Source organism: Aliiroseovarius sp. D2-2 (assembly GCF_055809455.1).
This window is the reverse complement of record NZ_CM147913.1, coordinates 2,426,371-2,451,649: the sequence shown is the minus strand read 5'-3', so window position 1 is coordinate 2,451,649 and position 25,279 is coordinate 2,426,371. Positions and strand designations below refer to the sequence as shown.

The window sequence follows — 25,279 nt, the reverse complement described above, 5'->3', positions numbered from 1 at the left end:
GCGATTTTGGGTATGTCCGCTAAGGGCCTAAAGCATGCTGGTCGCCTCTGGTGAGGTTCTTTATTCTTGGCCCTAGTCGACGGTTTCAGCCACTGCGAACCGGCGGAAAGCATATTGCATCATGACCAACGTTAAAAGCACGATCAAGGTCAGGGTTATCCAGCTCGCCAACGCTGGCAGGACCAAGGAGGATGCAATAGTTGTTAATGTGACAAACCCCACGGCAGCCGATGCCGCAGAAGCAGACAAAACGACAATCGTCTTCACAATGAACTCGACAAGTGAACGGCCAAGAAACTCGAAGTCTGCGCGCCCCATCGGAACGAGTTTTTTCGGAAACAAAAGATGTATCGTGTTCTCGACTGTATAGATGAGCACAGTCAACGGGAGCGCAAAAGCCGCAAAGACGAGTGCGCCAGATGTGACGAAACCCTTTTCAAAGACGGTGATGCTGACGATCAGGGACAAAACGATGACATAGGTAACAAGCACCTGAACCACGAGCTGGCCTGCGCAGATGCGCCACGGGGCTATGGGCAGGGTCTTGTAGATTTCCATCCTGCTCAGGTCGCCACGAAAATCGCAAACCAACGTGCGCGGCAGGATGAATCCGAAAAAGGTGTAAACAATCGTCAAAGCCCGCGGGTCCGTGAGGGGTATACCGACTGCCGCAACAAGCGGCCCGGCGCAGGCGGCGATGCCAACGAACACGACGACGACCTTCAAAGAATTGCGGGCAACGTTCAGGGCCTGTCGCCAAGCAATGGGCCCCAAGCCTCCCCAGGCCGGCGAACGGCGGATTGAGCGCACCTCGGCTCGTTGCGTGGCCCAGTAAGAACCTCCTTGCTTAACGCGCTCCCATCGGTTGCTCTCTTGGGCGTGTTCGCTAAGGGCGCGGTCGGTCGTGCGGGCGTCGAGCACGATAGCCGCGCGCAGCAGTGCAATGTTGATGAGAAGCGCGATACAGCCCCAAATGGCCAGTTGTGGCAACGATGACGACACGAAGAGTTCGGCAAACACAATGTAGGGTATTAGGATGATGGTGCCGATCCACGAATGTCGAAACGCGGATAGTAGATCAAAGAGGTTACGGTCGGGCGCTGCCCATGCATAAAGTATGCTGGCGACTGCAGCTGCGAAAAGCAGCGCTATGACGGGATATCGTAGCCGCGCGAGACTGCTGCCTTCCAGTGTCTGAGAGGTCATGACGATGACGGCGCTGTTTAACTGAACGAATATGATCGTCAGGAGCGACGCGAAGAAAGCAAAAAGGGCTGAGCCTGTTTGCCCCTGCGCAAAAACGGCGATGAGCGCACTGCTTAAGGTGGCCCCGGCAACGTAGGCGCTAAATTTGTAGATGATTAGGTCGCGGCGACGGAACGGCCCGGTAAAAAGAAAATTGATCTCTGCCGGCGAAAAATGAAATGTAGGCCCAGTCGACAGCGCGACTGTGAGCAGCGACATCGCAAGCATACTGATCGGCATGTAAGTGCTGATCTGCGCGCTTAAAGCTTGCCGATCCAGGGCTACGTCAGACATGGACCCCATGTCCGACGAGGAACTGTTCGTAACGACGAGCAGCCAAATGATCCCGAAAAAAGCAAGGAAGAAAAGCAGGCCACGCAAGCTTGTCAACTGGATCAGGCGCTGGCGAAAACCGCCGCGCATTCGCATCATAAGAAGACGAAAAAGCGCTTGATCCATAGCTTAGGCCTGACCCATCTCGTTGTTCTGGGTGATTGTGAAATACGCCTCTTCAAGGGCCGAGTTATTGTCGGTCTGGCCGAACTCGCTCAGCACGTTGTCCATCGTGCCAAATAGACGGCATTCGCCAAGGTTCAACACCATAATATGCGTGCATAAATCCTCGAACAGGCTCAATAGGTGCGAGCTGATGATGATAGCCGCGCCGGCTTGCGCACGTTCGCGGATCGCCTGCTTGATGCCCCGGATACCTTGAGGATCAAGCCCCGTGAGCGGCTCATCAAACAGGATAACCATTGGGTCGTGCAAGAAGGCGCATGCGATCGCCACCTTTTGGCGCATACCGCGAGACAAGTTATGGACGAGCGTGTCGCGCTTGTGTGTAAGTTCGAATGACATAAGAAGCGCTTCGGCGTCTTTCTCAAAATCTGTGACTTTGTAGGCCGCCGCAGTGAACGCCAGATGCTCCCAGACCGTCATGGTGTCAAATAGCCGCGGATCGTCAGGAATATAGCCGATGTTCTGTTTGGCTTCGATGGGCGACTGGATAATGTCATGGCCCGCAACCAATAGGCGTCCCGAGGTGGGGGGGATAATCCCGCACAAGGCACGCAAAGTCGTAGTCTTGCCCGCCCCATTCGGGCCGAGCAACCCAAGGATCTGGCCGGGTTCAACCGAAAAACTCAGGTCCTTTACGGCCGTGAAGCCTTTGTACTGCTTACTGAAATTTGTGACTGTGATCATATGTTCTTTGGTCAAGCTTATCCGGTTTACCTGCGGCCGTGCGGTCTGACGTGGACTCCACAACGCTCAGGCCAGCGATGTTTTGCACCAATTCATGGCAACTCTATGTCCAAATCATCAACTGTGCACCTATCTGAGCGAGAAGGTGGAAATACGCGGTTGGCGTACCGAGATATGCAGAAGTTTGCGTCGAATTGCAGCACAACAATAAGTGTTGCGTTCTGGCTGCTCACTTTCAAGAGCTGGCATTCAGTTTTCATACCTGATTGCTTGCGAAGTCCCGTGAAGGCGGACCAGATCGTTAGATTTCAATTGCTTCCGCAATCGCCAGCGCGTCTTCAAGCTCGACACCCAGATACCTAACGGTGCTGACCGTTTTCGTATGACCGAGCAGCAATTGCACAGTGCGTAGGTTGCCTGTCTTCTTATTTATCTGGGTCACCTTGGTCCGTCGCATTGAATGCGTGCCAGATGCGGTCGCTTCCAAACCGATTGAGGTAACCCAATCCCGCACGATACGCGCATACTGGCGTGTTGAAATATGAAGTCTTTCATGGAACCGGCCAGGCCAAAGGTACTCAGACCCGACCATCAGTGGGTCCTCCATCCACTTCTCGACCGACGCACGTGTGCCTTCGGAGATCTCAAAACGCAGGGGCTTCTGCGTCTTGCTCTTCAGAACTGAAGCTCGCTCTTTGATTTGGCCGGAGGCCATGACATCGACCACCTGCATTCGGACCAGATCACAGCCTCGGAGCTTACTGTCGATTGCCATGTTGAACAGCGCGAGGTCACGATGGTTCTCGGCGAGTTCAAGTCGAACCCTGATTGCCCAGACGTGTTTTGGTGTTAGCGGGCGCTTCTGGCTGATGATACGGCCCTTGTTCCATGCTGGCCAAAGTGCGCGAATGGCTGGTAAGTTTGGTGTTTCCATGACTGGTTCTCCGATCCGCCATGCCCTCCCACAACGACAACCCGACGTTGACCTAGGCAACATATCACAGGATGTTGCGCTGCATCCGAGGTCTGGAAGGAGCCAATCGTAGCTAGTGCTGCGATCACTACAAACGTCTGGTTTGCTGAGAACACGCTGTCTGAGCGTGCCAGACAGGTAGGCGCAATGCGAATTTCGAAGGCAAGCAAAGCGAGACATTGAAGAGTTCAGTCGAAAATCACCCTGTTGTTGTTTGCAACACAAGAGGGAACTTCTATGTTCGCGCCGCTTCAAAGGCTGCCCAGGCGGCTTCGAAAGCGTCGAAATCAAACCCGTCCTTGCGTGCAGGATCCAGTACCAGCTTTTCGGTGTCGAGCAATCTGCGGATGGCCATTTCCAGATCCGGCAGCACCTCGGGTGGAATGACAAGCGCACCATGCCGGTCGGCGTGAACCAAATCTCCATCAGCGATTTCCAGACCGAATACGGTTACTGCTGTTGCGATTTCTTTAACATGCACAAATCCATGGCTGGGGCCGATGGAACCAGCCACAACTGGGAAACCGTCGGGCAGGTCACCTAGGTCGCGCATAACTCCGTTTGTTAGAGCCCCCGATACGCCAAAGCCTTTGTGAACGGTCGTGTTGATCTCGCCCCAGTAGGCCCCGATGCAATGTGGGAAATCGGTATCTTCCACCACTGTGATGGCGGGGCGTGGGCCTTCAGCCATGTGGCGGTAATAGTCCATGCGGCGGGCCTTGATGATTTCGGGCGGTTCATCTGGTGGCTCAACAGCCGCAATCTTCGCGGTACGGGCGTATCCGACCATCGCGGGCGCTTCGGGATGCGAGGCCAACATGGTGCCACGTGTGAAAGCGTTGAAACCGCGTTTTCCTTGCGCGACTTCGATGGCGTTGCAAACTGTCGGCGTGTCGACCTGTTTGAGCAGGTTTAGGAGTGTGTCGTCCATTATTCCTCCAGCCAGCGGGCAAGCGCTGTATTGGTTTTTTCGGGTTGTTCCAAAGTCGGCAAATGTCCCGCACCATCGATGATCTCCAGCCGTGCGCCTGGGATCAGACCGGCCATCATCTCGTGGCGAGCGACCGGGCACAACGTGTCTTCCCGCCCGCACAGGATAAGCGCTGGAACGGCAGCATTGCGTAAAGTTTCGGTCTGGTCAGACCGATCCATCAAGGCACGGGATTGGTTCAAAAACACATGCGGACCGAGATCAAGTGCCATGTCCATACACAGATCAAGCACTTCGCCACGCCGTGGCCCCTCGCTTAGATAATTCGGCTTCATTTCATCACGCATGATCGCCGAGAGCTTCCCCTCTTTCACGGCAACCATTTGGGGATATCGGCGGGCCTTAACTTCGTCAGTTTCGGCCAAGGGATTGGTGTCCAGAAGCGCAATCCGTTCTACCCGCTCAGGAGCTTGACGCAGGACCTCCATCGCGACGATCCCGCCCATCGACAGGCCTGCCAAAGCGAAACACTGGGGCGCATCGGCAAGAATGTCCGCGGCTAGCTCTTCGATGCTGGAGCGTTCTGCCAAAGAAGTACAAATCACTGTCCGGCACCCCGATAACGCAGCGACTTGCGGTGCGAACAACCGCGCGTCGCACATCATTCCGGGAAGCAGGACCAGTGGTGTCATTTGACCAGCGCCGCCCCTTCAGACAGGGCTGACAGTTTGGCATAGGCAATGTCAGGGTCGACCGCACCGAAGCCCGCAAACGTGCCAAAGCCGCAATCGGACCCGGCGATCACACGATCTGTGCCGACGATATCCACGAAGCGTTCGATGCGCTGGGCGACAAGCTCCGGGTGCTCCACGAAGTTGGTGGTTGTATCGACGACGCCGGGCACCAGTACCTTGTCATCAGGAATGTCTGCTTTGCGATCACGGAAGGTGGACCATTCATGGCCGTGGCGCGGGTTCGATGTTTCGAACAGAACATAGCGCGATTTCGTCGCCATCAACGTGTCGAACATCTTGGCCATTGGAATGTCACAGCAATGCGGTCCTTCATAGTTGCCCCAGCAGATATGGACGCGCACCTTATCGGCAGGCACGTCGGAAAGCGCGTGATTTAGGGCCTCGACATGCATGTTCGCGACCTTGATGAACTCGTCATCTGACAGATCGGTGAACAGCATGTGGCGCGACAGGGCTAGGTCTGGGCAATCCAGCTGTAGGTCCAACCCAGCGGCTACGATGGTCTCATACTCTGTCTTCATCGCGTCGGCCAAAGCGGCCAGATAAGCCTCGCGCGATTTGTAGTAGTCGTTTTGCAGGAACAGTGAGATCACACCGGGGCTGGCAGCGTTCATGAAACCTCGTTCTGCGCCATGATCAGCCATCGCCGCCTTGAGGTTCGCGATGTCCTTCTCTAGCTCGCCCTGACCCTTGGACCGCACCTCACCCACGCACATTGGACGCGCATATTTTGGTGTGCCGCCGTCATCGGCCAAACGTTCAAGAAAGCCCGGAAACATCTTCAGGTCAGCAGGTGCGTTGCGTGGGCTGTCGCCGCCAAACCCGGTATAGCGGTCTTTCACATAAGTGGCGTAGGAGATCTTCGACGTCTCACCGTCCGACACGATGTCGATGCCTGCCTCGACCTGCTTACGCACGGTTTCTGACACCGCTGACGTCATACAGGCGTCGAATTCGGCTTGATCAAATGGTTTCTCATTCTCGCGCGCGAAAATGAAATCCACCACGTCCTGCGTGCGTGGCAAAGAGCCCACATGAGTTGTTTTTATCTTGGTCATAATGGGCCCTTTCCCTTGTGTTAAACTGCGCCGGTCAGGCCAGCAGGATCGTCGGTGGCGCGGATGCGGTAAAGGCTCGCCTCGCCGGTCATTGACGGTGTGACGGAATGAGCCTCGCCTGCTTTGATCAGACAGGTGTCGCCCGGGTTCAGAGACGTTGTTTCGCCCGCCAGTTCCACTTTCCAGTGACCGCGTACAGGCATCAGAACGGTGTTCTGATCGTGAGTATGCACTTCGGCCGAGATGGAGTTGCGTGACAGAAAATCGACCTCGAAACCGGGACGGTCGCGCAAGATCGCATCGGCACCAATCACGTTGGCGGGCTGCTTGTCAGAAAGCGCCATCAGGTCCCAATAACGTGCGATGTGATTTGGCAGAACGTCCGCTGTGGTCGGCTCGGCGCGCTTGGCCAGCTCTTCTTCTGACATCAGAGGCATCGGGTTGACGTTGTGGGGTAACTTATCGCCCTTCTTGCTGTCATAAAGAACGCCGTTTTCGCCCAGTACGAGGCCATGGGAGGCAGCATCCTCGATCACCTGAGGAGCCCAATGCACACCGCCGCCAGCATCATTACCGCCCAGAACGGCCATGATCATCCCGTAGTCTGTACCGATGTTTTCAAAGCCACGGAAGATGCCGGTGGGGATGTTGAATATGTCGCCTTCTTCCAGCGTCACTTCACCAGCATTGCCCCAACGACCCCAGAAGAACCGCCACTTGCCTTTAAGGACAAAGAACACCTCGGCGGTGTTGTGGTCGTGCAGTGAATTGCGCACGCGCGGTGGCTGGCCAGCGGCCCCGATATTGAACCCGATTTGGTCGGCGATGTGCACATGCTGGTCGGGGCTTTCAGACACGCCACCACCGATGATGGTGAAGTTTTCTTTCTGATCCGATCCCGGCGTGTGCGCGTCAATAAACGCGGTTTTGCAGGGTTTCAGGTCGCCGTAGCGAACGATGCGATTTTCGATGTTACTCATTGTATTGTCTCCTTTGGTTTGGGTTTGATTGGTTCAAACCCAACCGCTGGGCGGGCGGTTGTTCAGCCGACGCGCGCGCAGACTGGCGCGGTGGGTGTGAAACCGCCGCGTCGCCTGACTGGCATCAAGATATGAGTGTCCTACGTCCACTTAGCACGCACCCGTCTGCATCAGGATCTGCTTCCAGATCGAAACGTGGTCAAACAGCGTCCATTCGCGGCGCAGCCCAAAGGGGCCAAACTCGGCATGGGTGAAGCCCATCACGTAGACATCCGCTCCTGTTGGCTGGCCAAACATACCCCAGCCATCATGCTTGCCGTGCAGGCTCCACCGAACGGCGGCGCGGGGTGATAGCATTGGGTCTTCTCGCCCGATCTGATGCTCAATCTTGAACTCGGCGTTCGGGAACGATGCGCGCAGACCCATCCACAGCTTTTCAGTATCTGCCCAAGAATGCACGGTGGTCGAGGCTGGATGCTCGGTATGAACCGCCCGGTCATATTCCGCGCGGATCACCGCGAAGTCTTTGTTCATCATCCGGGTCAGAATGCCTGACATCCGAGCGCCCCATTCATTGTCATTGCCGCGCCCTTTGTAGGGGCCTTCGACATCGACAGCGGGGCAGAACGGCTTGACGCAATGCGCTGGCCCGCCTTCGCGCGCGATCAGATTGCGCGCGAATTTCTTCGGCTTCATTCCAAGTTGCAGGACGATACCTGCCGTGTCGCGGATCAGCCATTCATCGTTGATCTGATCATTGATCGCGGCACAATCGGCAATGGCGCGGATGACAAACCGCTTGCCAGTGGCTGGACCGAAATATCCGCCGCCAGTGTGTGTTCCCATAGTCAGCAGACGGTGCGAGGACAGGAACCCATCTTCCTCGTTCCCAGACCAAATCACATCCTCGCCGGTCAGCTCGCGATCCGGGAACTCCGCCAATGTGGCCAACGTCCCGTTCATGGTCTTCTGATTGCCGATCGAGACACCTTCAGGGAAGCGCATCGGAATGTCTTCGGTGTAATAGTGGTTCAGCGTGGCGATGCCACGATCCTCCCAAATTTCTTGTGTGATCTTCAGGATGTAATCCGGGAAATCGGTGAATTTCGGGGCAAAACCCTTCATGCGGTCCATCCTTCTGGAATGCGGGCCGATCCGCGCAGGATCAGCGGCCCGTCAATGGCGATGCGGCGTGGTTCGTCGCTTTTGTTTTCAATCTGGTCGAGCAGGATTTCCACCGTGTCGGCCACCATACGGTTGGCGGGCTGGCGGACAGTGGTCAGATTGTAGGCGGGCCATCCGGCGGCTGGCACATCATCAAAACCCACAACCGATACGTCTTCGGGCACCTTGAAGCCAAGTTCGAACCGCAATGTGTCCATGACCGCCACGGCCATATGGTCGTTGGCCACGAACACCGCGTCGGGCGGGTCTGATGCGAACATTTTTCGGGTGGCTTCCGCAGCTTTCTCCATGGTGAAGTCGCCGGCGGCGCGGGAATGCAGAGCGACACCCGCTTCGGCTAATGCCGAGATGAACCCAGCTTCGCGGTCACGTTGGGTCGAGGCACCTTCCCACCCGGCGATATGCCCGATTTTGCGATGACCGGCGGCCAGCAGGAACTCTGCAATTTTGCGCCCACCTGCATAGTTGTCTGAGGTCACAGCGGACATATTGGGGTCATCTTGGCTTCGGTTGAATAGCACCATCGGTACGCCTGCCGCCCGGCACCGATCAGATAGATCCGAAGACATAGCGACCGAAGCTGCTATGATCCCATCCACTTGATAATCAAGGATTTCCTCGACGACATCGTCAATATTTCCAGCGGTTTGCTCAGCCAGAAAGATCAGCACGTGATAGCCACGCTGCTGAAGCTCGTTCGACAGTTTTTCAAGCGCTTCTGGGTAAAACTGGTTTTCCAGATAGGCGACGACCAACCCGATGATCCGGCTTTTTCCAGACACCATTGCGCGGGCCAGAACGTTGGGGCGATAGCCCAGCTCGGTCGCAGCTTTGCGGACCTTCTCGACAGTTTTCTTCGAGGCTGACGCGCCGGGCGTGAACACCCGGCTGACTGCCGATTGGCTGACGCCGGCGCGTTCCGCAACTTGTTGGGATGTGACTTTGGCTGTGCTCATTCTGCTGTCCACCCGCCATCAATCATCAACGCCGTACCCGTCACCAAAGAGGATGCGTCCGAGGCCAGATAAGCCACGGCCCCCATGATGTCCTCAACCTCGCCCACACGGCCCAGTTTGATCTTATCTTCGATCCACGCGCGTTTGTCGGGCTGTTCGAATGTCGAGCGGGTTAGGTCTGTCAGGATAAAGGTGGGACAGATCGTGTTGACGCGAATGCCCGCCTTGCCCCATTCGATCGCCATGGATTTCGTGAACCCCTCAACAGCATGTTTGGTGGCGCAATAAACTGCGCGATCAAGTCCGCCGACATGTGCCATCTGCGAAGATATGTTGATAAGGCTGCCGGGCTTACCCGCGGCCAGAAGCCCTTTGGCGACAGCCTGCGTCAGAAAATATGCACCTTTGATGTTGAGGTTCGAAACCGCGTCGAAATCGTCCGCGGTCGTTTCGCTGGCTGGGCTGTGGCGCGCTAGTCCCGCAGAGTTCACGAGGATATCAAACGGGCCATTGTCGGCGATCGCTTCCCGCGTGCCCGCCACATCGGCAACGTCCAGAGGGAGCGCTCGGGCCGACATGCCCACAGCTTTCATCTCATCAACCAAACCGGCCAGTACATCGGCCCGGCGTGCGGCCAAAGTGACCTCGGCCCCAGCCTCACCCAAAGCTGCGGCACAGGCCAGACCGATGCCAGAACTGGCACCAGCCACCAGCGCGTGTTTGCCATCAAGGCGCAAGGATGGGGTCTTAGGCAAGGTCATCTGGCGGCTCCTATCGGGAATGGAATACGGCCCGGAACGCGTGCTTTGTTGAACTCTCGCAGTCGGGCAAACACATCTACGCCCAGCTGGGCACAGACGTCCAGCAGATCGACCAGAACCCAGTTTTCACGGATGCGGTCGCCTTCGACGCGCCAGAAATCGAGGCTCTTCATGGTGATCTTCTGCCCGGCAGGCGCGATGCCCAGCCAGCCGTCTCCGGTCACAGTCATTTGCATGTTGGGCCAGCCGGTCACAGCGACGTAATTTCCATCGGCAAAGAAGTGCGAATTGAACGTTCCAGTTGTGCCACCCTTGCGATCAGGCAGTGCGTTCAAAAACGGGATCTGGTGCCAGTTGCGAAAGCCCGCAATGCCACGCGTGGTGCCGATGCCCGCAGGACCGTACCAGTTCATGCGCGGATGCCAGAAGCGTTCCGCCTGCATGATCTCTGGCCCTCCTTCAGACGGATGGCGCGACAGGTGCGTTAGCATGTCGATCACCAGATCATGGCTGGTTTGACTGACACCGGGGTCGTGGTTCGACAAACCGTCTTGGGTCATCGGTGCCGGCACACAGAATTCGCGACCAAGGCTTGGTACCATCGGCCATGCCCCGGCTTGCATCATCAGCTCAGGCAGGTCCCAGATGGCCTGCATCTCGACGACGCGATCCCCTTCGATGCGGAAGAACTCGTGAAACCGCATATGGGCAAGATGGCCGGAGGGCGGGATATCGAGAAACGGCGCGGCGAAGGTGCCCATATAGTGACCCATACAGCCGACCCAATGGCCACCATCCTCGTCATTCCCTGCAACAACGATCAGATCGCGTCGCTCGAGGTCTGGCAAAGCCTCAAGCAGCGGTGCATAGGCGCGGTCGTAAAACTCCGCCCCGGACATCTCGCCCAAGGGATGCGAGAGCCGCACCGTTGCGTCATTAGCCAGAACATTGCTCAGCGTCACGCGCACCCCATCCTCGGAGAACTCCGCCATAGCCGCGCGTAGGGGCGCGATCAGGGATTTGAGATACGCAGGCGTGCTCATTACTCGGCGGCCTCACCGTAAGGTACGTTTTGCCCACCGTAACGACGTACGCGCAGGTTGCATTGCTCGGCATGGCCAACAAAACCTTCGAGCAAACATAGACGTGAGCCATAAGCCCCGATCTTTGCGGCAGCCTCATCTGTTGTAATTTTCTGATAGCTGTGTGTTTTCAAATACTTGCCAACCCAAAGTCCGCCAGTGTAGCGCCCAGCCTTTTTGGTGGGCAACGTGTGGTTTGTGCCGATCACCTTGTCCCCGTTCGAGACATTGGTGCGTGGCCCAAGGAACAGAGCGCCATAGCAGGTCATGTTTTCAAGGAACCAATCGTCCCGGTCGGTCATCACTTGAACATGCTCGGACGCGATGTCGTCTGCGACCGCAAGCATCTCGTCATAGGTGTCGCACACGATGACCTCGCCGTAGTCTTGCCAGCTGACGCCAGCCGTGCCTGCGGTGGGCAGAATTTTTAGGATGCGATCGATTTCGCTCAGCGTACCTTCGGCCAATTTGCGTGAGTTTGTCACCAAAACAGCGGGGGAATTGTAGCCGTGTTCGGCTTGGCCCAGCAGGTCGGTCGCGCACATCTCAGCGTCGACGGTCTCGTCTGCGATCACCATGGTCTCGGTCGGGCCTGCGAACAGGTCGATGCCAACGCGACCGAATAGCTGCCGCTTGGCTTCCGCCACAAAAGCATTGCCGGGTCCGACCAGCAGATGAACAGGGTCGATGGTTTCGGTGCCAAGGGCCATCGCGCCCACGGCTTGAATGCCGCCAAGGACATAGATTTCATGTGCTCCGCCCAGATGCATCGCGGCGATCACGGCGGGGTTGGGTTCACCGTTGAATGGCGGGGTGCAGGCAATGATGCGCGGCACACCGGCAACCTTGGCGGTGGCGACCGACATATGGGCCGAAGCGACCATCGGAAACTTGCCGCCGGGCACGTAGCAGCCGACAGATTGCACGGGAATGTTTTTGTGGCCCAGAATGACGCCGGGCATAGTCTCAACCTCGATATCCAACATGCTGTCGCGTTGGGCTTGGGCGAAGTTAACCACCTGCGCCTGTGCAAACTTGATATCTTCAAGGTCGCGGGGGCTGACCTTGGCGATCAGGGCGTCGATCTCGTCTTGGGTCAGGCGATAGCTGTCGCGATCATACCCGTCGAACTTGTTGGCCAACTCGCGCACGGCGGTGTCTCCACGGGTTTCGATGTCCTTCAACGTCGCGGCCACAACGGCGGCGGTCTTCGCATCGTCCTCGGCGCGATCTGCTTCGGGTTTGCCACGTTTGAGGTATTCTATTGTCATTGCTTTTTCCTCGTTTAATCCGGACGCGTATCAGGGGTGGGGGCTGTACGCTCGCCCCGATCATAGGTTTCCCAGCCTTCTCCGTTGAACAGGTCGACGCCCAACTGGGCGGCCACATGGGCGAAGTCCACGTTCACCCAGTTGTCGACGATCTTGCCATCCACGACTTTCCAGAAATCCATATAGCGGATCTCGATCCGTTTTCCGGTGGGGGCGATGCCAAGAAATTCACCTGAATGGGTGGCTTCCTGTCGGCCAAATGCGGCGGCCCATTCGCCCATGTAAAGGCGGGCCTCGTCGATGCAGGTCTTGTCGGAGAACGCCGCCTGAAAGGGGCGCTGCCAGTTGTCCTGAAATTCTTCCAGGCCAGTTTTAGTGCCACAGCCCTGATTGCCCATCCAACGAAAACCTTGGCTGAAAAACTCGCCAATATCGTTGATGCGGTGGTCATTCAGACCATCCACCATGGTTTCGATCACCCGGCGGGTGTCATCGGTCTTCGACATGTCCGTGTCGCGTGTTAAGACCGCTTGTTCTGGACGAGAACCCTTCATGCTGCTTTCTCCACTTCGGCGAACAGGTCGTATCCCAACTGCATCAGCACATGTGGGATATCGAGCATGCACCAATTTTCGATGATCTTTCCGTCCTCGCAGCGCCACCAATCGCAGTCGCGCATGAAGACGCGCTTACCCGTAGGGGCGAGGCCGAGAAACGGGCCGACATGTATGCCAGTGATCTGGCGCCACCCATGTAGGAAGGCATAGTCGCCATCGCCCGCTTTGCAGTTTGAACCAACATCGGTGAAGCCGTCGTCTTGACCGTCGCCCCAACCGTCAAAGGTCAGCTCAAACGGACGTTGGAACGCTGCAAAGGCGTCGACCGTTGCATAAGAACCAAGGCCGCCTGGTCCGTACCAAACCATGCGGTCATGCCAATCGGGGCGCCAAGCTTCATCCTCGGATGTCAGCTTTTTCAACATGCCTTCAACGAGATTGGCAGAGGCGCGGGAGCGGTTTGGATCAGACGCATCTGTCACGATCCCATCATGCGAAGCTGGACCGGGCACAACCCCTTCGTACCCCTGACTTTCGGCCAGTGGCCACAGCCCTAACGCTATGATCAGTTCGGCAAATCCGAGATAGACATGGCTTTCGACAATTTTGCCATCTTCCATGCGGTGAAATTCACCGAAGCGCAGATAGGCCAGCTTGCCGCTGGGCGGGATGCCTAAAAGAGGCTTCTCGAAATGTCCGTGGAAATATCCGGTTGATGTCACCCATTCGGTTCCAAGATACTCGCCGCCGATCATGACGTAGTTTTGCCGGGTGCATCCGGCAAAGGCTTGCATGATAGGTTCGATGATATCGGTAAAATACCCAACCCCGTCGCGCGCTTCGTTGATCGGGTGGCTGGCGTTAACTTTAGCGCCAGTATCAAAGTGATCTGCAACCGCTTTTTCAACGCTGCTTGCACGACCTTTGTCAAAAGACGTCAGAAAGCTGTGATAAACTTTCTTGTTCTCAGCGCTTTGATGGGTCGCAATGCCCATTTCTGGTCGTGCCGCACGTGCGCACATGTCAGTGTCCTTTTTGTTCTTCTTGAATTCTGGTCAGCAGGCGCATCACCCTTTGACCGCGCCGGCGGTCAGGCCACCGACAATCTGACGTTGGAAGAACAGAACCATGACGAACAACGGCGCTGTCACCGAGACAACAGCCGACACCGCAAACATCACGTTGCCCTTGGTCTGTGTCGTGCCAAGGAAGCTGTTGATCTTAGGGATCATGGTTTGGTTTTCTTTCGACAGCAGCATCGTTGTGACCGCAAAGTCATTGTAGGCCAGCAGGAACGAGAAGAGGCCCGTGGTGATCACACCCGGCCACATCACCGGAATGATCACGTTGCGAAACGCCTGAAAACGGGTGCAGCCATCGACCATCGCGCTTTCGTCAAGCTCGGCTGGAATGTTCTTAAAGAAGGAATGCAGCATCCAAAGTGTGAAGGGCTGATTGATCGCCACCAGTACGACGATGGTCGTCGCGGTGTGCCCCCAAAGGTTCCACTGGAAAAACACCGGCAGATAGCCCGACACCAACGTGATCGGCGGCATGGCACGAAAGATCAGCGCGGCAAGCAGGAACCAGAATGCATAGCGATAGGTTGAACGGGCCAGTGCATATCCACCAAGTGTGCCAAGCGTCAGCGAGATCGACACAACGAAGATACAGACGATTACCGAATTCAACGCGGCGCGCCAGAACTCTTCCTGAACCCATGCCCCTTCATATCCGTCGCCGGTAAACCGGCCTCCGGTTTCGACCTGCGTTAGCGTGCCCTTGATGGCATTAGACCAATCGGCTTTGGAGAAGAAATCGCCCTCGACCTTGAAAGACCCCCAAAGCGTCCAAAGGAACGGAAAGGCTGCTAAGATCATCCAGATCGCCAGAACGGCGACAACCATCATCGTAACGGCGGGGGGCTGGCGTTTTAATTTGCTAGACATATTTCACCTACTTCCGATCGAATTCGCGCCATGTGCGCACGAGGACTGGTGACAACAGAATGGCCACACCAAGAATTGTCAGAACCGAGGTTGCAGCCGCAGACGAAAGCTGTCGGGTTTCCCCACCAAGGTCGTTGTAGATCGCCCAGCTAAGCGACGTCGCATGCGCGCTGGCAGCAAAACTGACGATCGGCTCAAACACTCTGAAGTTATCCATCAGCTGCATCAGCGCGATGAAGGTTGTGAGGGGTAGCAGATGCGGGATGATCACATGGCGGATCTGTAGCCAGCGGTTGGCTCCGTCCACCCGCGCGGCTTCTAGTGTGTCCTGATTTACGGATTGCAGACCCGCATAATAGACGATGAAGGCAAAGGGCACGGCGTGCCACACGCCATAGACCATCAGCATGATCCACATCATCGGCGTGGACGCTTTGACGGACAAACTTGGATCCCCTGCCAGATACTGCAGGGTGGTACCAACGATCCCGCGCGCGTCCACCATCCAAAACAGGATCAGTGCTCCGACCAAGGGTGTGATCATCATTGGCAGAAGCGAGAAGAAGATCAGCACACCGCGCAACCGTTTGGCTGCACCGTTGACGGCGACGGCGACGATAAAACCGAGAACAATCACCAAAGGCGTTACGACGAAGGTAAAGGTGAGCGTGAAACCTATCGCTTTATAGAACGGCAGGTTCAGCATCTGCGACCCGAAATCGCGCCAACTGTTGGTTCTGTTCCAGGTCGCGCTAACTTCGGTCGTTGCCAGATGATTTCGGTCTAGATAAGTTTTGAAGCCCGAGAATTGACCCAAAGGCTTTGCTTCTTTCAAAGCAGCGGTGGCTTCCTGATCAACAGTCGTGGATTCCTTGCACCCAAAAAGGTCACAGGATTCGACGACCTTGATGACCTGTTCATGTTCGACGTGAACCGACTGAACGATCACCGAGATGATTGGGAAAAAGATAAACAGCATCATCGCTAAGGCCGACGGCAGAACAAACCAGAAGAATGATTTATGTTTCATTGTCCAATTGCCCCCGGGCGTTTGGTGTTGATGCTTGGGACGTCTGGGGCAACCAAAGTTGCCCCAGACAGATCGCGTTCCTTACTTAAGGAACCCTTTTTCTTTCGCGGCAGCGGTGTACGCGGCTTCTGAGTTTGCCAAAGCTTGTTCAGCACTCTCTTTGCCCAACAGGAAGTCAGACAGGTTGTCGCCAATTGCTGTGTGCAGCAGACCTACATACGGCAGCATTGGGTACGACTTGGTACCCGCAGCGATGGCTGCGAAGACGCCATCATTCACCGGTGCCGGTGTGTAGCCTTCGATAATCCAAACGGCTTGGCCCATGGTTTCGTCGTTCAGGATCGCCGGGCTGGTGCCGTGCTTCATCGCCAGGAATGTCGCAACCGCATCTTCGTCCGAGATGTTTTTGGCAACGGTCCAGCCATCCCACCACAGTGTGGAGGCCGGGGTTGTTCCACCTCCAACGGTCAGAGGGGGGCCGACGGTGATGTTGGAATAAACCTGCTCTTCCGCGCCTTCGTCATCCATCAAAGGTCCCATGCGAGAGCCCCACATGTTCATCAACATGACGTTGCCTGCTTCCATTTCAGCGCCAGTGGCGTTTGAATCATGGGTCAGGAAATCGGGGTTCATATAGGCGGTCAGCGCCTTCATCATCTCAAGTGCGGCAACGCCTTGCTCGTTGTTGATCGCAACTTCGGCCGAGCCGGGAACGAAGAACTCACCGCCAAATCCGGAATACATGTTCACGAATTCTTCAGCGAGGTTCCAACCAGCCTTGTATGCGCCACCGACCGGGTATTCGCTGATACCAGCAGCGCGGATTTTCTCAGCGGCTGCCAGCACGTCTTCGTAGGTTGCTGGAACGTCTACGCCAACTTCTGCAAGAACATCCTTGCGATAGGCCAGCGTCTGGGCGTTCGCCATAAAGGCCACTGCCATGATCTTACCACCGATGGTGATCAGCTGGTTCTTGGGAATGTCCTGACCGTATTCAGCGACCAGATCGTCCAAAGGCCGGATGACATCTTCGTTCATCAGGGCGACAACCGAAGAATTGGCGATGATTGCGGTGGAATACTCAGCAGGATTGCCCTGCATACCCGCGACGTTGATCTTCTGATGGTCAGCTGTCAGGTTGGATTTCACTTCCCCGCCGGTACATTTCGCTGCGCCATTGGCAACGGTGTGAATGGCCGGAAATTCGTTGCCAACAATGCTGACATTGCCCGGAATTTCACATTCCGCCAATGCCGTGCCGGCCATCAAGGCCAAACCACTGGCCAGTGCTGCGTGTTTCAGAAACATAATGTCTCTCTCCCTGTTTGGATGGATGCACCTTCGAAGTCTGCACCCTGTTGTCCCGTCGTGCGGGAAGTTGCGAGGGGGCTATCCCCCGATACGTTCACCTGTTTCGGAATCGAATAGGTGGCAGTGATCTTTGTGAACTTGGATGGATACGGCGTCGTCGATCTCGGCGCGGAAAAGCTTGTCGGCCTTCACGCTGACCAATGCGCCGCTGATGCGAACGGACACCATTGTGGCATCGCCCAGAAGCTCCATTGTGTAGATGGGGGCGTTAATCTCGCCGCCGCTTTCAACGACGTTCGCGTCTTCGGCGCGGAACCCGAGCGTGACCTTTCCATCAGGGCCGTTTAGGCCGGTAATCTCGGTGTTTTTCGCGCGAAACACGCCATCTTTCAGTTCGCCATCCACAAGGTTCATCGCCGGGCTACCAATGAAGCTGGCGACGAACGCATTTGCAGGTGCGTCATAGATATCGGTCGGGCTGCCGACTTGCTGAACCACACCTTGCTTCATCACGACAACGCGGTCGGCCAAAGTCATCGCCTCGATCTGATCATGGGTCACATAGATCGTGGTCACAGCCAGTTCATGGCTCAGGTTCTTGATCTGCGCACGGGTCGAGACACGCAGTTTCGCATCAAGGTTCGAAAGAGGTTCATCCATCAAGAAGACATTCGGTTCGCGTACGATCGCACGCGCCAAGGCCACACGTTGACGCTGCCCACCTGACAGTTCGGCGGGTTTGCGATGCAGGAACTCATCAAGCTCGACCATCGCACTGGCACGGCGAACTTTTTCGTCGTGCAAGCTGGGATCGATACCGCGCACTTTCAGCGGAAAGCGGATGTTGTCATAGACGTTCATGTTTGGGTAAAGCGCATAGCTTTGGAACACCATTGCCACGTCGCGGTCTTTAGGTTCCAGATCATTCACCCGCTTGCCATCGACAAGAATGTCGCCTTCGGTAGCGTCTTCAAGTCCCGCGATCATCCGCATCGTTGTGGTTTTGCCGCAGCCCGACGGCCCTAACAGAACCAGGAATTCTTTATCGGCAATCGTCAGGTCAAAGTTGTCGACACCGACAAATGCCCCCCAACGCTTGGATAGATTGCGCAGTTGAATTTCAGCCATGGTTCCCCCCGGGCGGAATCGTTTGCATACGTTTGCAATATGCTAGACTCGGGTGTTACGTTTTGGCAATGTATTTTTGCAAGCGTATGCAAAAAGCGACTCAAGTAAGGCAAATTTGAAAATGAAAGACAACGATTTTCAGGCGGCTAAACAATTGGTTAGGGATTACTATACCCAACTCGATGCGGCTTCTCCTGATGATATGATATCCGTGCAGGAGCGTTTTATCTCGTCGGAATACTTGTGGCGTGGCTTTCATCCGTTCCATGAATTGCGCGACAGAGACGAGGTGGCTGATCAGTTCTGGACCCCGCTCAGAACGGCCCTTACCCATATGCAGCGCCGCATGGATGTGTTCATGGCAGGTCGGAATACGATTGAGGATCACGGTGGCGTTTGGGTGGTGTCGATGGGGCATCTGATGGGGCTGTTTGATCAGCCCTGGCTGGGCATCCCCCCAACGGGCAAAATCGCCATGCTACGATATTGCGAGTTTCACAGGGTCGACGGAGACAAGATTACAGAGACGGCGATGTATTTCGACATTCCTCATCTCATGATGCAGGCGGGCCTTCAGCCATTTCCGACACAAACCGCAGCCCATATGGTGCAGCCGGGGCCAATGACACATGACGGTTTGATGTTCGATGCTCAGGACCCCGACGAAGGGCGCCGAACGCTGGCTTCCATCGACCACATGGTGAATGATATCAAGACGTGGCGTGGCGGCGCCGAAGAGCCTCTGGTTGACGAACTTAGGCGCAGCTGGAACGAAGACATGATCTGGTGGGGACCTGCAGGGATCGGGGCGACTTATACGATCGAGCGATATGCCAAGCAGCACTCTGGCCCATTCCGCGCTGGACTAACAGATCGCACTTTTAATGGTCATGTTTGCCGCATTGCCGAGGGGCACTTTGGCGGATTTTTTGGCTGGCCCAACCTGACGCTCACACCCTCGGGCGGATTTATGGGGATGCCAGCCACCAACACGCCCGGCGATATGCGCGTGATCGATATCTATCGGCGCGACGGAAGTAAACTGACCGAGAACTGGATTTTCATCGACCTTCTGCATTTCTGGAATATGCAAGGTATAGATGTTTTGGCGCGGACGACCGGCATTTCTGCGGGACGCGAAACAGGTGTACTTGGGGCTACGAAATGATCGACGCACATCATCACCTTTGGGACCTTTCTGCAGTTCACTATCCGTGGCTAATGGCGCACGGTGTGGAACGGTTCTTTGGCGACCCGTCCCCCATACAACGCAACTATTTGTTGGATGAGTTTCGGTCCGAAGCAACGCCGCTTGGGTTTACGGGTTCGGTGCATATTCAAGTTGGAGCGGAAAATGGACTAGCAGAGGCCCGTTGGGTTCAATCTGTGGCCGACGCCAATCCTGACTGGCCGATGAAGCAGGTGGTTTTCTGCGACCTCACCGCGCCTGATTTGAACACGCAGCTTGACCAGTTTCAAAGCCTTTCGACAGTAGTCGGCGTGCGCCAGATTGTTGGGCGTGCACCTGAAGAGGACGCGGCGACCGGCACAAACGACTTGTTGGACAATCCAAAATTTGCGGACGGATTGCGAGAGGCCGGCGCCCGCGGCCTGAGCTTTGATTTGCAGCTGATCCCAGAACTCATGGAAAAAATGGCAAAAGTTCTGGAGCGTGCGCCCGACACCGAAGTCGCACTCTGCCACGCGGGGTCTCCTCATGATCGGACGGCCCAAGGACTAGAAAGCTGGGGCATGCAATTGAGGCATCTATCAGCCCAGCCGAAAGTGTTCTGCAAACTATCCGGGCTGGGGATGTTCGATCACAACTGGACGACCGAGAGCATTCGACCGATCGTGGATACTTGCCTCAACCAGTTCGGTGCTGGTCGCTGCATGTTCGGCTCGAATTTTCCGGTGGATAAGCTCTACTCGGACTATGCAGCGGTCGTCGATTCACACCTCAGTCTCGTATCGCAATCACACCGGGACAAGGTGTTTAGAGAAACTGCTAGCTGTTTCTATTCGTTTTCGTAGATTATTTGAGAAACGGACTTTAGTTTCTTTGCGGCGAACGTCTGAAAAGACCGCAGAACTGCCAATCGTTGTTCGTGTGCGGTTGGAAGCGTCCTTGAAGCAGTCAGTCCGTCTACAGAAAACAACATTTCTTCATCCGCCTGCCGAAGGGGCGGGTTCAGACACATGCGAAGTTTGCTAAAATTCGCTGCCGACCAGGCTTCTATTTACAACCTCTTCAACTCCGAGCGCAGCCTTAACTCCAGACCAAATTATAAGATATACCACGCCGCTGCTCTGGCCGAGTGGCGCGGTCTCTTTGCGGAATAAAGGGCAGTCTCGCTGCCCAACCAGGGACTTGTTCGTATTAGTCGGACAGCACCGCCACTTTGCCCTAAGTCCTTTCAAATTCTTCGGACAAGCTCGCGCGGAGGGGTTTGACGATTGAGCTTGGTTTGGGGTTCAGCAGTAAAGCCCGCGGAAGTTGCCAATGTACTAGTGTCAGACGGACAAAGCATTGATTGAAAATGCCATTTCTTATGCCAGTGCGTATTCCGGGTCGGGATCATAACACAGTTCCTGGATTAGCTTGTCCCACGCTTCCGCAAACCTCTGTTCTTGTGACTTACTGGTGTCGCACGTCGTTGCGATCATCGCGTTTTCGCGCGTTGCGGCGTCTATCGCGTTAGTCCAAGCCCAGGGATCGGCTGATGGTATGATGCGAGCGCCAAATTCAACGTGGTCGATCAGCCCGTCGATGGCACTTGCCAAGATCGGGCGCTTCGCCGCGAGGGCTTCTGCAGCAACAAGCCCATAAGCCTCCCAACGCGATGGCATTAAAACGGCATCCACTTGACTGTAGATCGTTTCCGGGATCGTGCAGTGCCCCATGAATGAAATCCGTGCATCACCCTGCGCAAGATGTTTTAGATTTTCTTCTTCGGGTCCGGTCCCGAAAATGCGCAGTTCAACATTGGGGGCCGTTACGTCCTTGAAGGCTTTGATAAGCATGTCAAAGCCCTTTTGGCGATCTAAGCGACCGACGGCTCCAAAAACGCGGGGATCGCTTTTGGGAGCGTCGAGCACGCGTAGGTCTGCGAAAGAAACGGTGGATTGGATTACGCTAAGCTGGGTTGGTCGAACAAGGCCATCCGTGGCCAACCAACGCCCCTGTGCATAGCTTACAGCGACCACTTCGTCGTAAAGCGCGAAAGCTGTACGCAACAGTGTTTTGAAACGACCTTTGCTACGCACATTATGCTCCATGAAGCTTTCAGTGTAGCTATGTTCGACGTGGACCATGGGTGTGCTGGGGTTCAGAGCGCGTACCACGATATGACCGGGTAGCGTTTTCCAAGCAATAGAGAGGTGAGATACGATCACATCTGCATTCAGATGCCCGATGTTCGTTGCACCGCGCTTAACGAACTTGGTGATATGTCGATCTCCGGATGCACCGATGATTGGGCAGTTTTTGATATGATCCAGAACGCGAGTTACACCGCCGCTGGTTTGATCGTCACAAAGGTGAATGATGGTTTTGCGGCTCATGAGTGGGCTCCTTGGCGATTGGTTGTGGCGGTGATGGCAAAGGCGCGACGAAGAAGGCTGGCTCCAAAGGTGGACAAAAGCAGCAATGCTCCCCAGGTCGTGATCGATTTCACTGGCTCTTCGAAGAACGGACGATAAGAGCTTTGCACCCAAGCTTTGGCGTAGTGACGGGCCCGTTTGACATCGAGGGATTTCAAAGCCCTGCGGCATAGGTAACGGTGTTGATAGGCGCGCGCGACAGGAGCGTGCTTTTCAAAGAAATTGGGATTGATCGGGGTTAACTTCTTGACCATTTGTTCCCAGGCCAGCATTTGGTTTTCCGTCGATGCAGACAAACCATTTGAGTTGATGCGGTATCGTGTGAGTAGTCCTTTGACCCCCTCAAATTCCCAGGCTGTTGTCAGCGCGATACGTGTCCAGCATTCGATGTCCTCGGATTGACGAAAGGTTTCGTCAAAATACCAGTTGCGTTCAGTTTCGTGTTTTGGACGGTAGCCGATGTCTTCAAACACTTCTCGGCGCACCACGACGGTTGATCCATTCCCGATTGGATTACGTTTGAACACATGTGCCGGTGTGATGGAGAGAAGCTTTGGGTTCTGCGATTGGCCGAGCGGGGCGTCAAAATCATCAATGAGTGTTGACCCGGAATAGCTGAGCCCAACCGATGGGTTTGCCTCTAGATGAGCGACGTGACGCGCAAGTTTTGCGGGTTCCCAAATGTCGTCAGCATCGCACAGACCAATGTAGGCTCCCTTTGCAGCATGAATTCCGCTGTTGCGCGCCCCGGCCAATCCGCGATTGCGTTGGTGTACAACGCGAATATTCTCTTCTTGAGCGTAGCGATTTGAAAGCTCGATTGTCGTGTCGATGGACCCGTCGTCGACAATAATGATTTCGAAGTTTTTATAGGTCTGGGCTACAAGCGAATTGATCGTTGTGGGCAGGGTTTTGGCTGCGTTGTAAGCAGGCACTATAATAGAAACGAAAGTCATGTCGTTATCCTTTTATACAAAGAGGTTGCGCGCGATCAGGCGTGGCATAACCAAGACGCAAAGTGCGGCCGTGAGGGTAAGTGCGCCGCGGCGGGGGGAAGAGAAAAAGCCAGCAGGGCTACTTTGCAGCCCAGCTAGGGTGAAACGAAGCGGTAGCAAGCGGTCTTCGCTCATGCGCAGAGCACGACGGGCCAAATATCGGTTATAAATCGCGTGGCTCTGCGGGCTTGGGCTTGCACCGAAATCCTCCGCTGTTTGCAGAACTTTTCGGCGGGAGCTTTCCATCGCATTGAGGTCCGAGGAAAGTCCGTTGGGGCTAGTGCGGTAATTCGTATGCAGCGATCGCAGTCCAACAAATTTCATGCCGCGCCCAACAGCGCGTACAAGCCAATCCAGGTCTTCGTTGTGCACCATGTCTGTTGCGAAGCCACCAGTCGCAATAAACGCGTTGCGACGAATATTGATGTTGGAACAGGTGCAGACCGGGTTTTCACCCAATAGCATTTCTATCGTCAGGTGCTTTTGTGGGACCGTTGAAAACACGGATGCATCGCATGGCGTTTTGTTGAAGAACGCGATTTGACCATATGCGCCTTCAACATCCTGTTCATTGAACGCCTGCGAGAGGGTGGCAAGCTTGTTCTCAGTCCAAGTGTCATCTGCATCGCAAAACGCAATGATTTCTCCGCGCGCGACATTCATTGCGCCATAGTTGCGCGCAGCACTTGGCCCTTTGCCCAGATTGTAGATCAACTGAATCCGCGTATCGGACTGCACCATTGATTGCACGATCTGACAGCTTGCATCTGAGGAGCCATCATCGACGATGATTGCTTCCCAATCCAAAAAGGTCTGTGCGCGGAAGCTGTTTAATGTGTCTGCAATGGTGTGTTCGGCGTTAAAGCACGGAACGATTATTGAAAATTTGGGCATCGGTTACGCTTTCACTTGAGGTGTCCCATAGGCCAGTAGAACGGCTGGGGCTGAGGCGATGAAAAGGATTGCTGCAGTGACAAGCGCATATCCGGTTGCGACTGATGTCAGCCCGAGTGGTGCAAGGATGGCGGCATTGGCCAGTAAAGCAGCGGTTAGAATAACGGTCACCCAAAGTTCGACTTCCGGGCGGTCCTGAGCGCGCAGCCAACCTGCCGCAGCAGACCAAAGTGTTGTTGGGATTGCGACGAGGCACAGAATGGATACGACGGTGCTGATGGCGTCCCAGCCGTCCCCGAAAAGAACAGGCACGTAGTAGGGGGCCAATACGGCTTGCAACATGACGATCGGGGCAACCACAAACAGCGGCATCGAAATGCTCTGGCGTAGTGCCTTTGCTTTGTCCTGAGCATTACACAGGTGAGGAAAGACAACGGTTGCCAGGGCGACAGATACGGAATTGGCAAGGCTAAGCCCAGCGTTGAAAGCCATGAAATAAAGGCCAAGTGTTTCTGCGCCCATCAACGCGCCGACGATCACTTTGTCAGCCTGCAGGCGCAGCGCTTTGGTCACTTCTGTTCCAAGAACGGCGCGACCGAATTGAATAAATGGACCTACGGGGGCATTGCCCGCTGCGGGATTTGCGTCCCAGGGATGCAAGCGCCGCTGCGCTATTAACCAGAACGGAGCGGACAAAACGCGAGGAAGGATCAATGCCAAGGGATTTGCCCAGACCAGCGCAAGCGCAACGGCTGCGAGGTTGGAGCCGACGATCTGAGCCCCTGAAATCGCGGCGGTTTGCTGCAATTTGCCCGCGCGCATGGCAAGTGCGACCTGAACCAGACCACCCGGCATAAAAAGGTATTCAACGCTAAGCAGAAGGATGAGTGCAGCGAGTACCTCGCTTCCGCCTGACATGTAGATCGCTCCGGCGACGATGGCTTGCACTGAAAAGAGGCCAAGGCACCAGGCCCAGAAAATCTTGTGTGCTGTATTGCACGTTGCATCCAGCGTATCTTCACGGGCGGAAATGATCTTTTGACCTACACCGTTTTCTGTCAGCGCTTTTACGATGTCACCGACGGCCATTGCAGCGGCGGCTATCCCGATCTCGGTCAGTTCAAGCGTCCGTGCGACAGCAACGACCACAAAAAGACGCGATGCCTTAGCGGCGACTTCCGAAGCGCCGTATGCCATTAGGCTTTTAGTGAACGTGTTGATCTGAGGAGTTGCAGTCATTCGGACATCCAATTCGTTGATGATCCGAAATTATCTTTAAATAACTGAGGTGTCTTGGACGCTACTGGACAGTTTCATGGCGCGGAAGGCTTGACACCTACCCGAGCGGATAGGGATGTTATCCTAACGACCTTTGGTGGTTTTTGCGCAGCTGGGCTAAGCCTATGGTGATA

The 25,279-nt window shown here is 55.5% G+C and carries 24 protein-coding genes; 2 read left to right on the top strand and 22 right to left on the bottom strand.

The window, feature by feature from the left end:
* Nucleotides 1-72 precede the first annotated feature (72 nt).
* From AC0L6A_RS12075 to AC0L6A_RS11990, 18 genes are all read right to left on the bottom strand, one after another.
* Complete coding sequence (locus AC0L6A_RS12075) at nucleotides 73-1,704, bottom strand: hypothetical protein (protein ID WP_473290333.1); 1,632 nt, start codon at nucleotides 1,702-1,704, stop codon at nucleotides 73-75.
* A gap of 3 nt (nucleotides 1,705-1,707) precedes the next feature.
* Nucleotides 1,708-2,448, bottom strand: a complete 741-nt coding sequence (locus tag AC0L6A_RS12070) for an ABC transporter ATP-binding protein (protein WP_473290331.1) — start codon at nucleotides 2,446-2,448, stop codon at nucleotides 1,708-1,710.
* Nucleotides 2,449-2,749: 301 nt separating this feature from the next.
* Nucleotides 2,750-3,382 carry a tyrosine-type recombinase/integrase gene (locus tag AC0L6A_RS12065; RefSeq protein WP_473290330.1) on the bottom strand — a complete coding sequence of 211 codons (633 nt, stop codon included), beginning with the start codon at nucleotides 3,380-3,382 and terminating at the stop codon, nucleotides 2,750-2,752.
* A gap of 274 nt (nucleotides 3,383-3,656) precedes the next feature.
* Nucleotides 3,657-4,352 (bottom strand): RraA family protein, encoded by a 696-nt coding sequence (locus tag AC0L6A_RS12060; protein WP_473290328.1) that lies wholly within the window; start codon nucleotides 4,350-4,352, stop codon nucleotides 3,657-3,659.
* Entirely contained in the window at nucleotides 4,352-5,044 is a 693-nt protein-coding gene (locus AC0L6A_RS12055; RefSeq protein WP_473290326.1) for an alpha/beta fold hydrolase, read from the bottom strand. The genes AC0L6A_RS12060 and AC0L6A_RS12055 overlap by 1 nt, the downstream gene beginning before the upstream one ends.
* Complete coding sequence (locus AC0L6A_RS12050) at nucleotides 5,041-6,165, bottom strand: cobalamin-independent methionine synthase II family protein (RefSeq protein WP_473290324.1); 1,125 nt, start codon at nucleotides 6,163-6,165, stop codon at nucleotides 5,041-5,043. The genes AC0L6A_RS12055 and AC0L6A_RS12050 overlap by 4 nt, the downstream gene beginning before the upstream one ends.
* Before the next feature lie 20 nt (nucleotides 6,166-6,185).
* Complete coding sequence (locus AC0L6A_RS12045) at nucleotides 6,186-7,145, bottom strand: cupin domain-containing protein (RefSeq protein WP_473290323.1); 960 nt, start codon at nucleotides 7,143-7,145, stop codon at nucleotides 6,186-6,188.
* 150 nt (nucleotides 7,146-7,295) lie between these two features.
* Nucleotides 7,296-8,270 carry a nuclear transport factor 2 family protein gene (locus tag AC0L6A_RS12040; RefSeq protein ID WP_473290321.1) on the bottom strand — a complete coding sequence of 325 codons (975 nt, stop codon included), beginning with the start codon at nucleotides 8,268-8,270 and terminating at the stop codon, nucleotides 7,296-7,298.
* A complete protein-coding gene (locus AC0L6A_RS12035) occupies nucleotides 8,267-9,286 on the bottom strand; it encodes a LacI family DNA-binding transcriptional regulator (RefSeq protein WP_473290319.1) in 1,020 nt (339 codons plus the stop codon). The genes AC0L6A_RS12040 and AC0L6A_RS12035 overlap by 4 nt, the downstream gene beginning before the upstream one ends.
* Nucleotides 9,283-10,047, bottom strand: a complete 765-nt coding sequence (locus tag AC0L6A_RS12030) for an SDR family NAD(P)-dependent oxidoreductase (RefSeq protein WP_473290318.1) — start codon at nucleotides 10,045-10,047, stop codon at nucleotides 9,283-9,285. Before AC0L6A_RS12030 ends, AC0L6A_RS12035 begins: the two co-directional genes overlap by 4 nt.
* Entirely contained in the window at nucleotides 10,044-11,090 is a 1,047-nt protein-coding gene (locus AC0L6A_RS12025) for an ester cyclase (RefSeq protein WP_473290316.1), read from the bottom strand. The genes AC0L6A_RS12030 and AC0L6A_RS12025 overlap by 4 nt, the downstream gene beginning before the upstream one ends.
* Nucleotides 11,090-12,400 (bottom strand): histidinol dehydrogenase, encoded by a 1,311-nt coding sequence (gene hisD, locus AC0L6A_RS12020; RefSeq protein WP_473290315.1) that lies wholly within the window; start codon nucleotides 12,398-12,400, stop codon nucleotides 11,090-11,092. The genes AC0L6A_RS12025 and hisD overlap by 1 nt, the downstream gene beginning before the upstream one ends.
* A 14-nt stretch (nucleotides 12,401-12,414) precedes the next feature.
* Nucleotides 12,415-12,954, bottom strand: coding sequence for an ester cyclase (locus AC0L6A_RS12015; RefSeq protein WP_473290314.1), 540 nt, complete (start codon nucleotides 12,952-12,954; stop codon nucleotides 12,415-12,417).
* Nucleotides 12,951-13,979, bottom strand: coding sequence for a nuclear transport factor 2 family protein (locus AC0L6A_RS12010; RefSeq protein ID WP_473290312.1), 1,029 nt, complete (start codon nucleotides 13,977-13,979; stop codon nucleotides 12,951-12,953). Before AC0L6A_RS12010 ends, AC0L6A_RS12015 begins: the two co-directional genes overlap by 4 nt.
* A gap of 45 nt (nucleotides 13,980-14,024) precedes the next feature.
* Entirely contained in the window at nucleotides 14,025-14,867 is an 843-nt protein-coding gene (locus tag AC0L6A_RS12005; RefSeq protein WP_473293486.1) for a carbohydrate ABC transporter permease, read from the bottom strand.
* A 46-nt stretch (nucleotides 14,868-14,913) separates the two neighbouring features.
* The gene (locus AC0L6A_RS12000; protein WP_473290311.1) at nucleotides 14,914-15,936 is read right to left on the bottom strand and encodes a carbohydrate ABC transporter permease; all 1,023 of its coding nucleotides are present in this window, start codon (nucleotides 15,934-15,936) and stop codon (nucleotides 14,914-14,916) included.
* An 81-nt stretch (nucleotides 15,937-16,017) separates the two neighbouring features.
* The gene (locus AC0L6A_RS11995; RefSeq protein WP_473290309.1) at nucleotides 16,018-17,244 is read right to left on the bottom strand and encodes an extracellular solute-binding protein; all 1,227 of its coding nucleotides are present in this window, start codon (nucleotides 17,242-17,244) and stop codon (nucleotides 16,018-16,020) included.
* Nucleotides 17,245-17,325: 81 nt separating this feature from the next.
* A complete protein-coding gene (locus AC0L6A_RS11990; RefSeq protein WP_473290308.1) occupies nucleotides 17,326-18,375 on the bottom strand; it encodes an ABC transporter ATP-binding protein in 1,050 nt (349 codons plus the stop codon).
* A gap of 121 nt (nucleotides 18,376-18,496) precedes the next feature.
* Here AC0L6A_RS11990 and AC0L6A_RS11985 point away from each other — a divergent pair, with 121 nt between their 5' ends.
* Together AC0L6A_RS11985 and AC0L6A_RS11980 are read left to right on the top strand one after the other, a co-directional pair.
* Nucleotides 18,497-19,543 (top strand): nuclear transport factor 2 family protein, encoded by a 1,047-nt coding sequence (locus AC0L6A_RS11985; protein WP_473290306.1) that lies wholly within the window; start codon nucleotides 18,497-18,499, stop codon nucleotides 19,541-19,543.
* Nucleotides 19,540-20,409 (top strand): amidohydrolase family protein, encoded by an 870-nt coding sequence (locus tag AC0L6A_RS11980; RefSeq protein ID WP_473290305.1) that lies wholly within the window; start codon nucleotides 19,540-19,542, stop codon nucleotides 20,407-20,409. The genes AC0L6A_RS11985 and AC0L6A_RS11980 overlap by 4 nt, the downstream gene beginning before the upstream one ends.
* Before the next feature lie 516 nt (nucleotides 20,410-20,925).
* Here the strand turns inward: AC0L6A_RS11980 and AC0L6A_RS11975 are convergent.
* From AC0L6A_RS11975 to AC0L6A_RS11960, 4 genes are read right to left on the bottom strand one after another with little or no spacing between them, the layout of a single operon-like run.
* Entirely contained in the window at nucleotides 20,926-21,939 is a 1,014-nt protein-coding gene (locus AC0L6A_RS11975) for a glycosyltransferase family 4 protein (protein ID WP_473290303.1), read from the bottom strand.
* A complete protein-coding gene (locus tag AC0L6A_RS11970; protein ID WP_473290301.1) occupies nucleotides 21,936-22,934 on the bottom strand; it encodes a glycosyltransferase family 2 protein in 999 nt (332 codons plus the stop codon). The genes AC0L6A_RS11975 and AC0L6A_RS11970 overlap by 4 nt, the downstream gene beginning before the upstream one ends.
* A 12-nt stretch (nucleotides 22,935-22,946) precedes the next feature.
* On the bottom strand, nucleotides 22,947-23,867 hold the full coding sequence (locus tag AC0L6A_RS11965) for a glycosyltransferase family 2 protein (protein WP_473290300.1): 921 nt from the start codon (nucleotides 23,865-23,867) through the stop codon (nucleotides 22,947-22,949).
* Between the two features lie 3 nt (nucleotides 23,868-23,870).
* Nucleotides 23,871-25,106 (bottom strand): oligosaccharide flippase family protein, encoded by a 1,236-nt coding sequence (locus tag AC0L6A_RS11960; protein WP_473290298.1) that lies wholly within the window; start codon nucleotides 25,104-25,106, stop codon nucleotides 23,871-23,873.
* Nucleotides 25,107-25,279: the final 173 nt, after the last annotated feature.

Coding starts and splice junctions, on each gene's coding strand:
- AC0L6A_RS12075 (WP_473290333.1), bottom strand. CDS start 1,704: ATGGATCAAGCGCTTTTTCGTCTTCTTATGATGCGAATGCGCGGCGGT.
- AC0L6A_RS12070 (WP_473290331.1), bottom strand. CDS start 2,448: ATGATCACAGTCACAAATTTCAGTAAGCAGTACAAAGGCTTCACGGCC.
- AC0L6A_RS12065 (WP_473290330.1), bottom strand. CDS start 3,382: ATGGAAACACCAAACTTACCAGCCATTCGCGCACTTTGGCCAGCATGG.
- AC0L6A_RS12060 (WP_473290328.1), bottom strand. CDS start 4,352: ATGGACGACACACTCCTAAACCTGCTCAAACAGGTCGACACGCCGACA.
- AC0L6A_RS12055 (WP_473290326.1), bottom strand. CDS start 5,044: ATGACACCACTGGTCCTGCTTCCCGGAATGATGTGCGACGCGCGGTTG.
- AC0L6A_RS12050 (WP_473290324.1), bottom strand. CDS start 6,165: ATGACCAAGATAAAAACAACTCATGTGGGCTCTTTGCCACGCACGCAG.
- AC0L6A_RS12045 (WP_473290323.1), bottom strand. CDS start 7,145: ATGAGTAACATCGAAAATCGCATCGTTCGCTACGGCGACCTGAAACCC.
- AC0L6A_RS12040 (WP_473290321.1), bottom strand. CDS start 8,270: ATGAAGGGTTTTGCCCCGAAATTCACCGATTTCCCGGATTACATCCTG.
- AC0L6A_RS12035 (WP_473290319.1), bottom strand. CDS start 9,286: ATGAGCACAGCCAAAGTCACATCCCAACAAGTTGCGGAACGCGCCGGC.
- AC0L6A_RS12030 (WP_473290318.1), bottom strand. CDS start 10,047: ATGACCTTGCCTAAGACCCCATCCTTGCGCCTTGATGGCAAACACGCG.
- AC0L6A_RS12025 (WP_473290316.1), bottom strand. CDS start 11,090: ATGAGCACGCCTGCGTATCTCAAATCCCTGATCGCGCCCCTACGCGCG.
- hisD (WP_473290315.1), bottom strand. CDS start 12,400: ATGACAATAGAATACCTCAAACGTGGCAAACCCGAAGCAGATCGCGCC.
- AC0L6A_RS12015 (WP_473290314.1), bottom strand. CDS start 12,954: ATGAAGGGTTCTCGTCCAGAACAAGCGGTCTTAACACGCGACACGGAC.
- AC0L6A_RS12010 (WP_473290312.1), bottom strand. CDS start 13,979: ATGTGCGCACGTGCGGCACGACCAGAAATGGGCATTGCGACCCATCAA.
- AC0L6A_RS12005 (WP_473293486.1), bottom strand. CDS start 14,867: ATGATGGTTGTCGCCGTTCTGGCGATCTGGATGATCTTAGCAGCCTTT.
- AC0L6A_RS12000 (WP_473290311.1), bottom strand. CDS start 15,936: ATGAAACATAAATCATTCTTCTGGTTTGTTCTGCCGTCGGCCTTAGCG.
- AC0L6A_RS11995 (WP_473290309.1), bottom strand. CDS start 17,244: ATGTTTCTGAAACACGCAGCACTGGCCAGTGGTTTGGCCTTGATGGCC.
- AC0L6A_RS11990 (WP_473290308.1), bottom strand. CDS start 18,375: ATGGCTGAAATTCAACTGCGCAATCTATCCAAGCGTTGGGGGGCATTT.
- AC0L6A_RS11985 (WP_473290306.1), top strand. CDS start 18,497: ATGAAAGACAACGATTTTCAGGCGGCTAAACAATTGGTTAGGGATTAC.
- AC0L6A_RS11980 (WP_473290305.1), top strand. CDS start 19,540: ATGATCGACGCACATCATCACCTTTGGGACCTTTCTGCAGTTCACTAT.
- AC0L6A_RS11975 (WP_473290303.1), bottom strand. CDS start 21,939: ATGAGCCGCAAAACCATCATTCACCTTTGTGACGATCAAACCAGCGGC.
- AC0L6A_RS11970 (WP_473290301.1), bottom strand. CDS start 22,934: ATGACTTTCGTTTCTATTATAGTGCCTGCTTACAACGCAGCCAAAACC.
- AC0L6A_RS11965 (WP_473290300.1), bottom strand. CDS start 23,867: ATGCCCAAATTTTCAATAATCGTTCCGTGCTTTAACGCCGAACACACC.
- AC0L6A_RS11960 (WP_473290298.1), bottom strand. CDS start 25,106: ATGACTGCAACTCCTCAGATCAACACGTTCACTAAAAGCCTAATGGCA.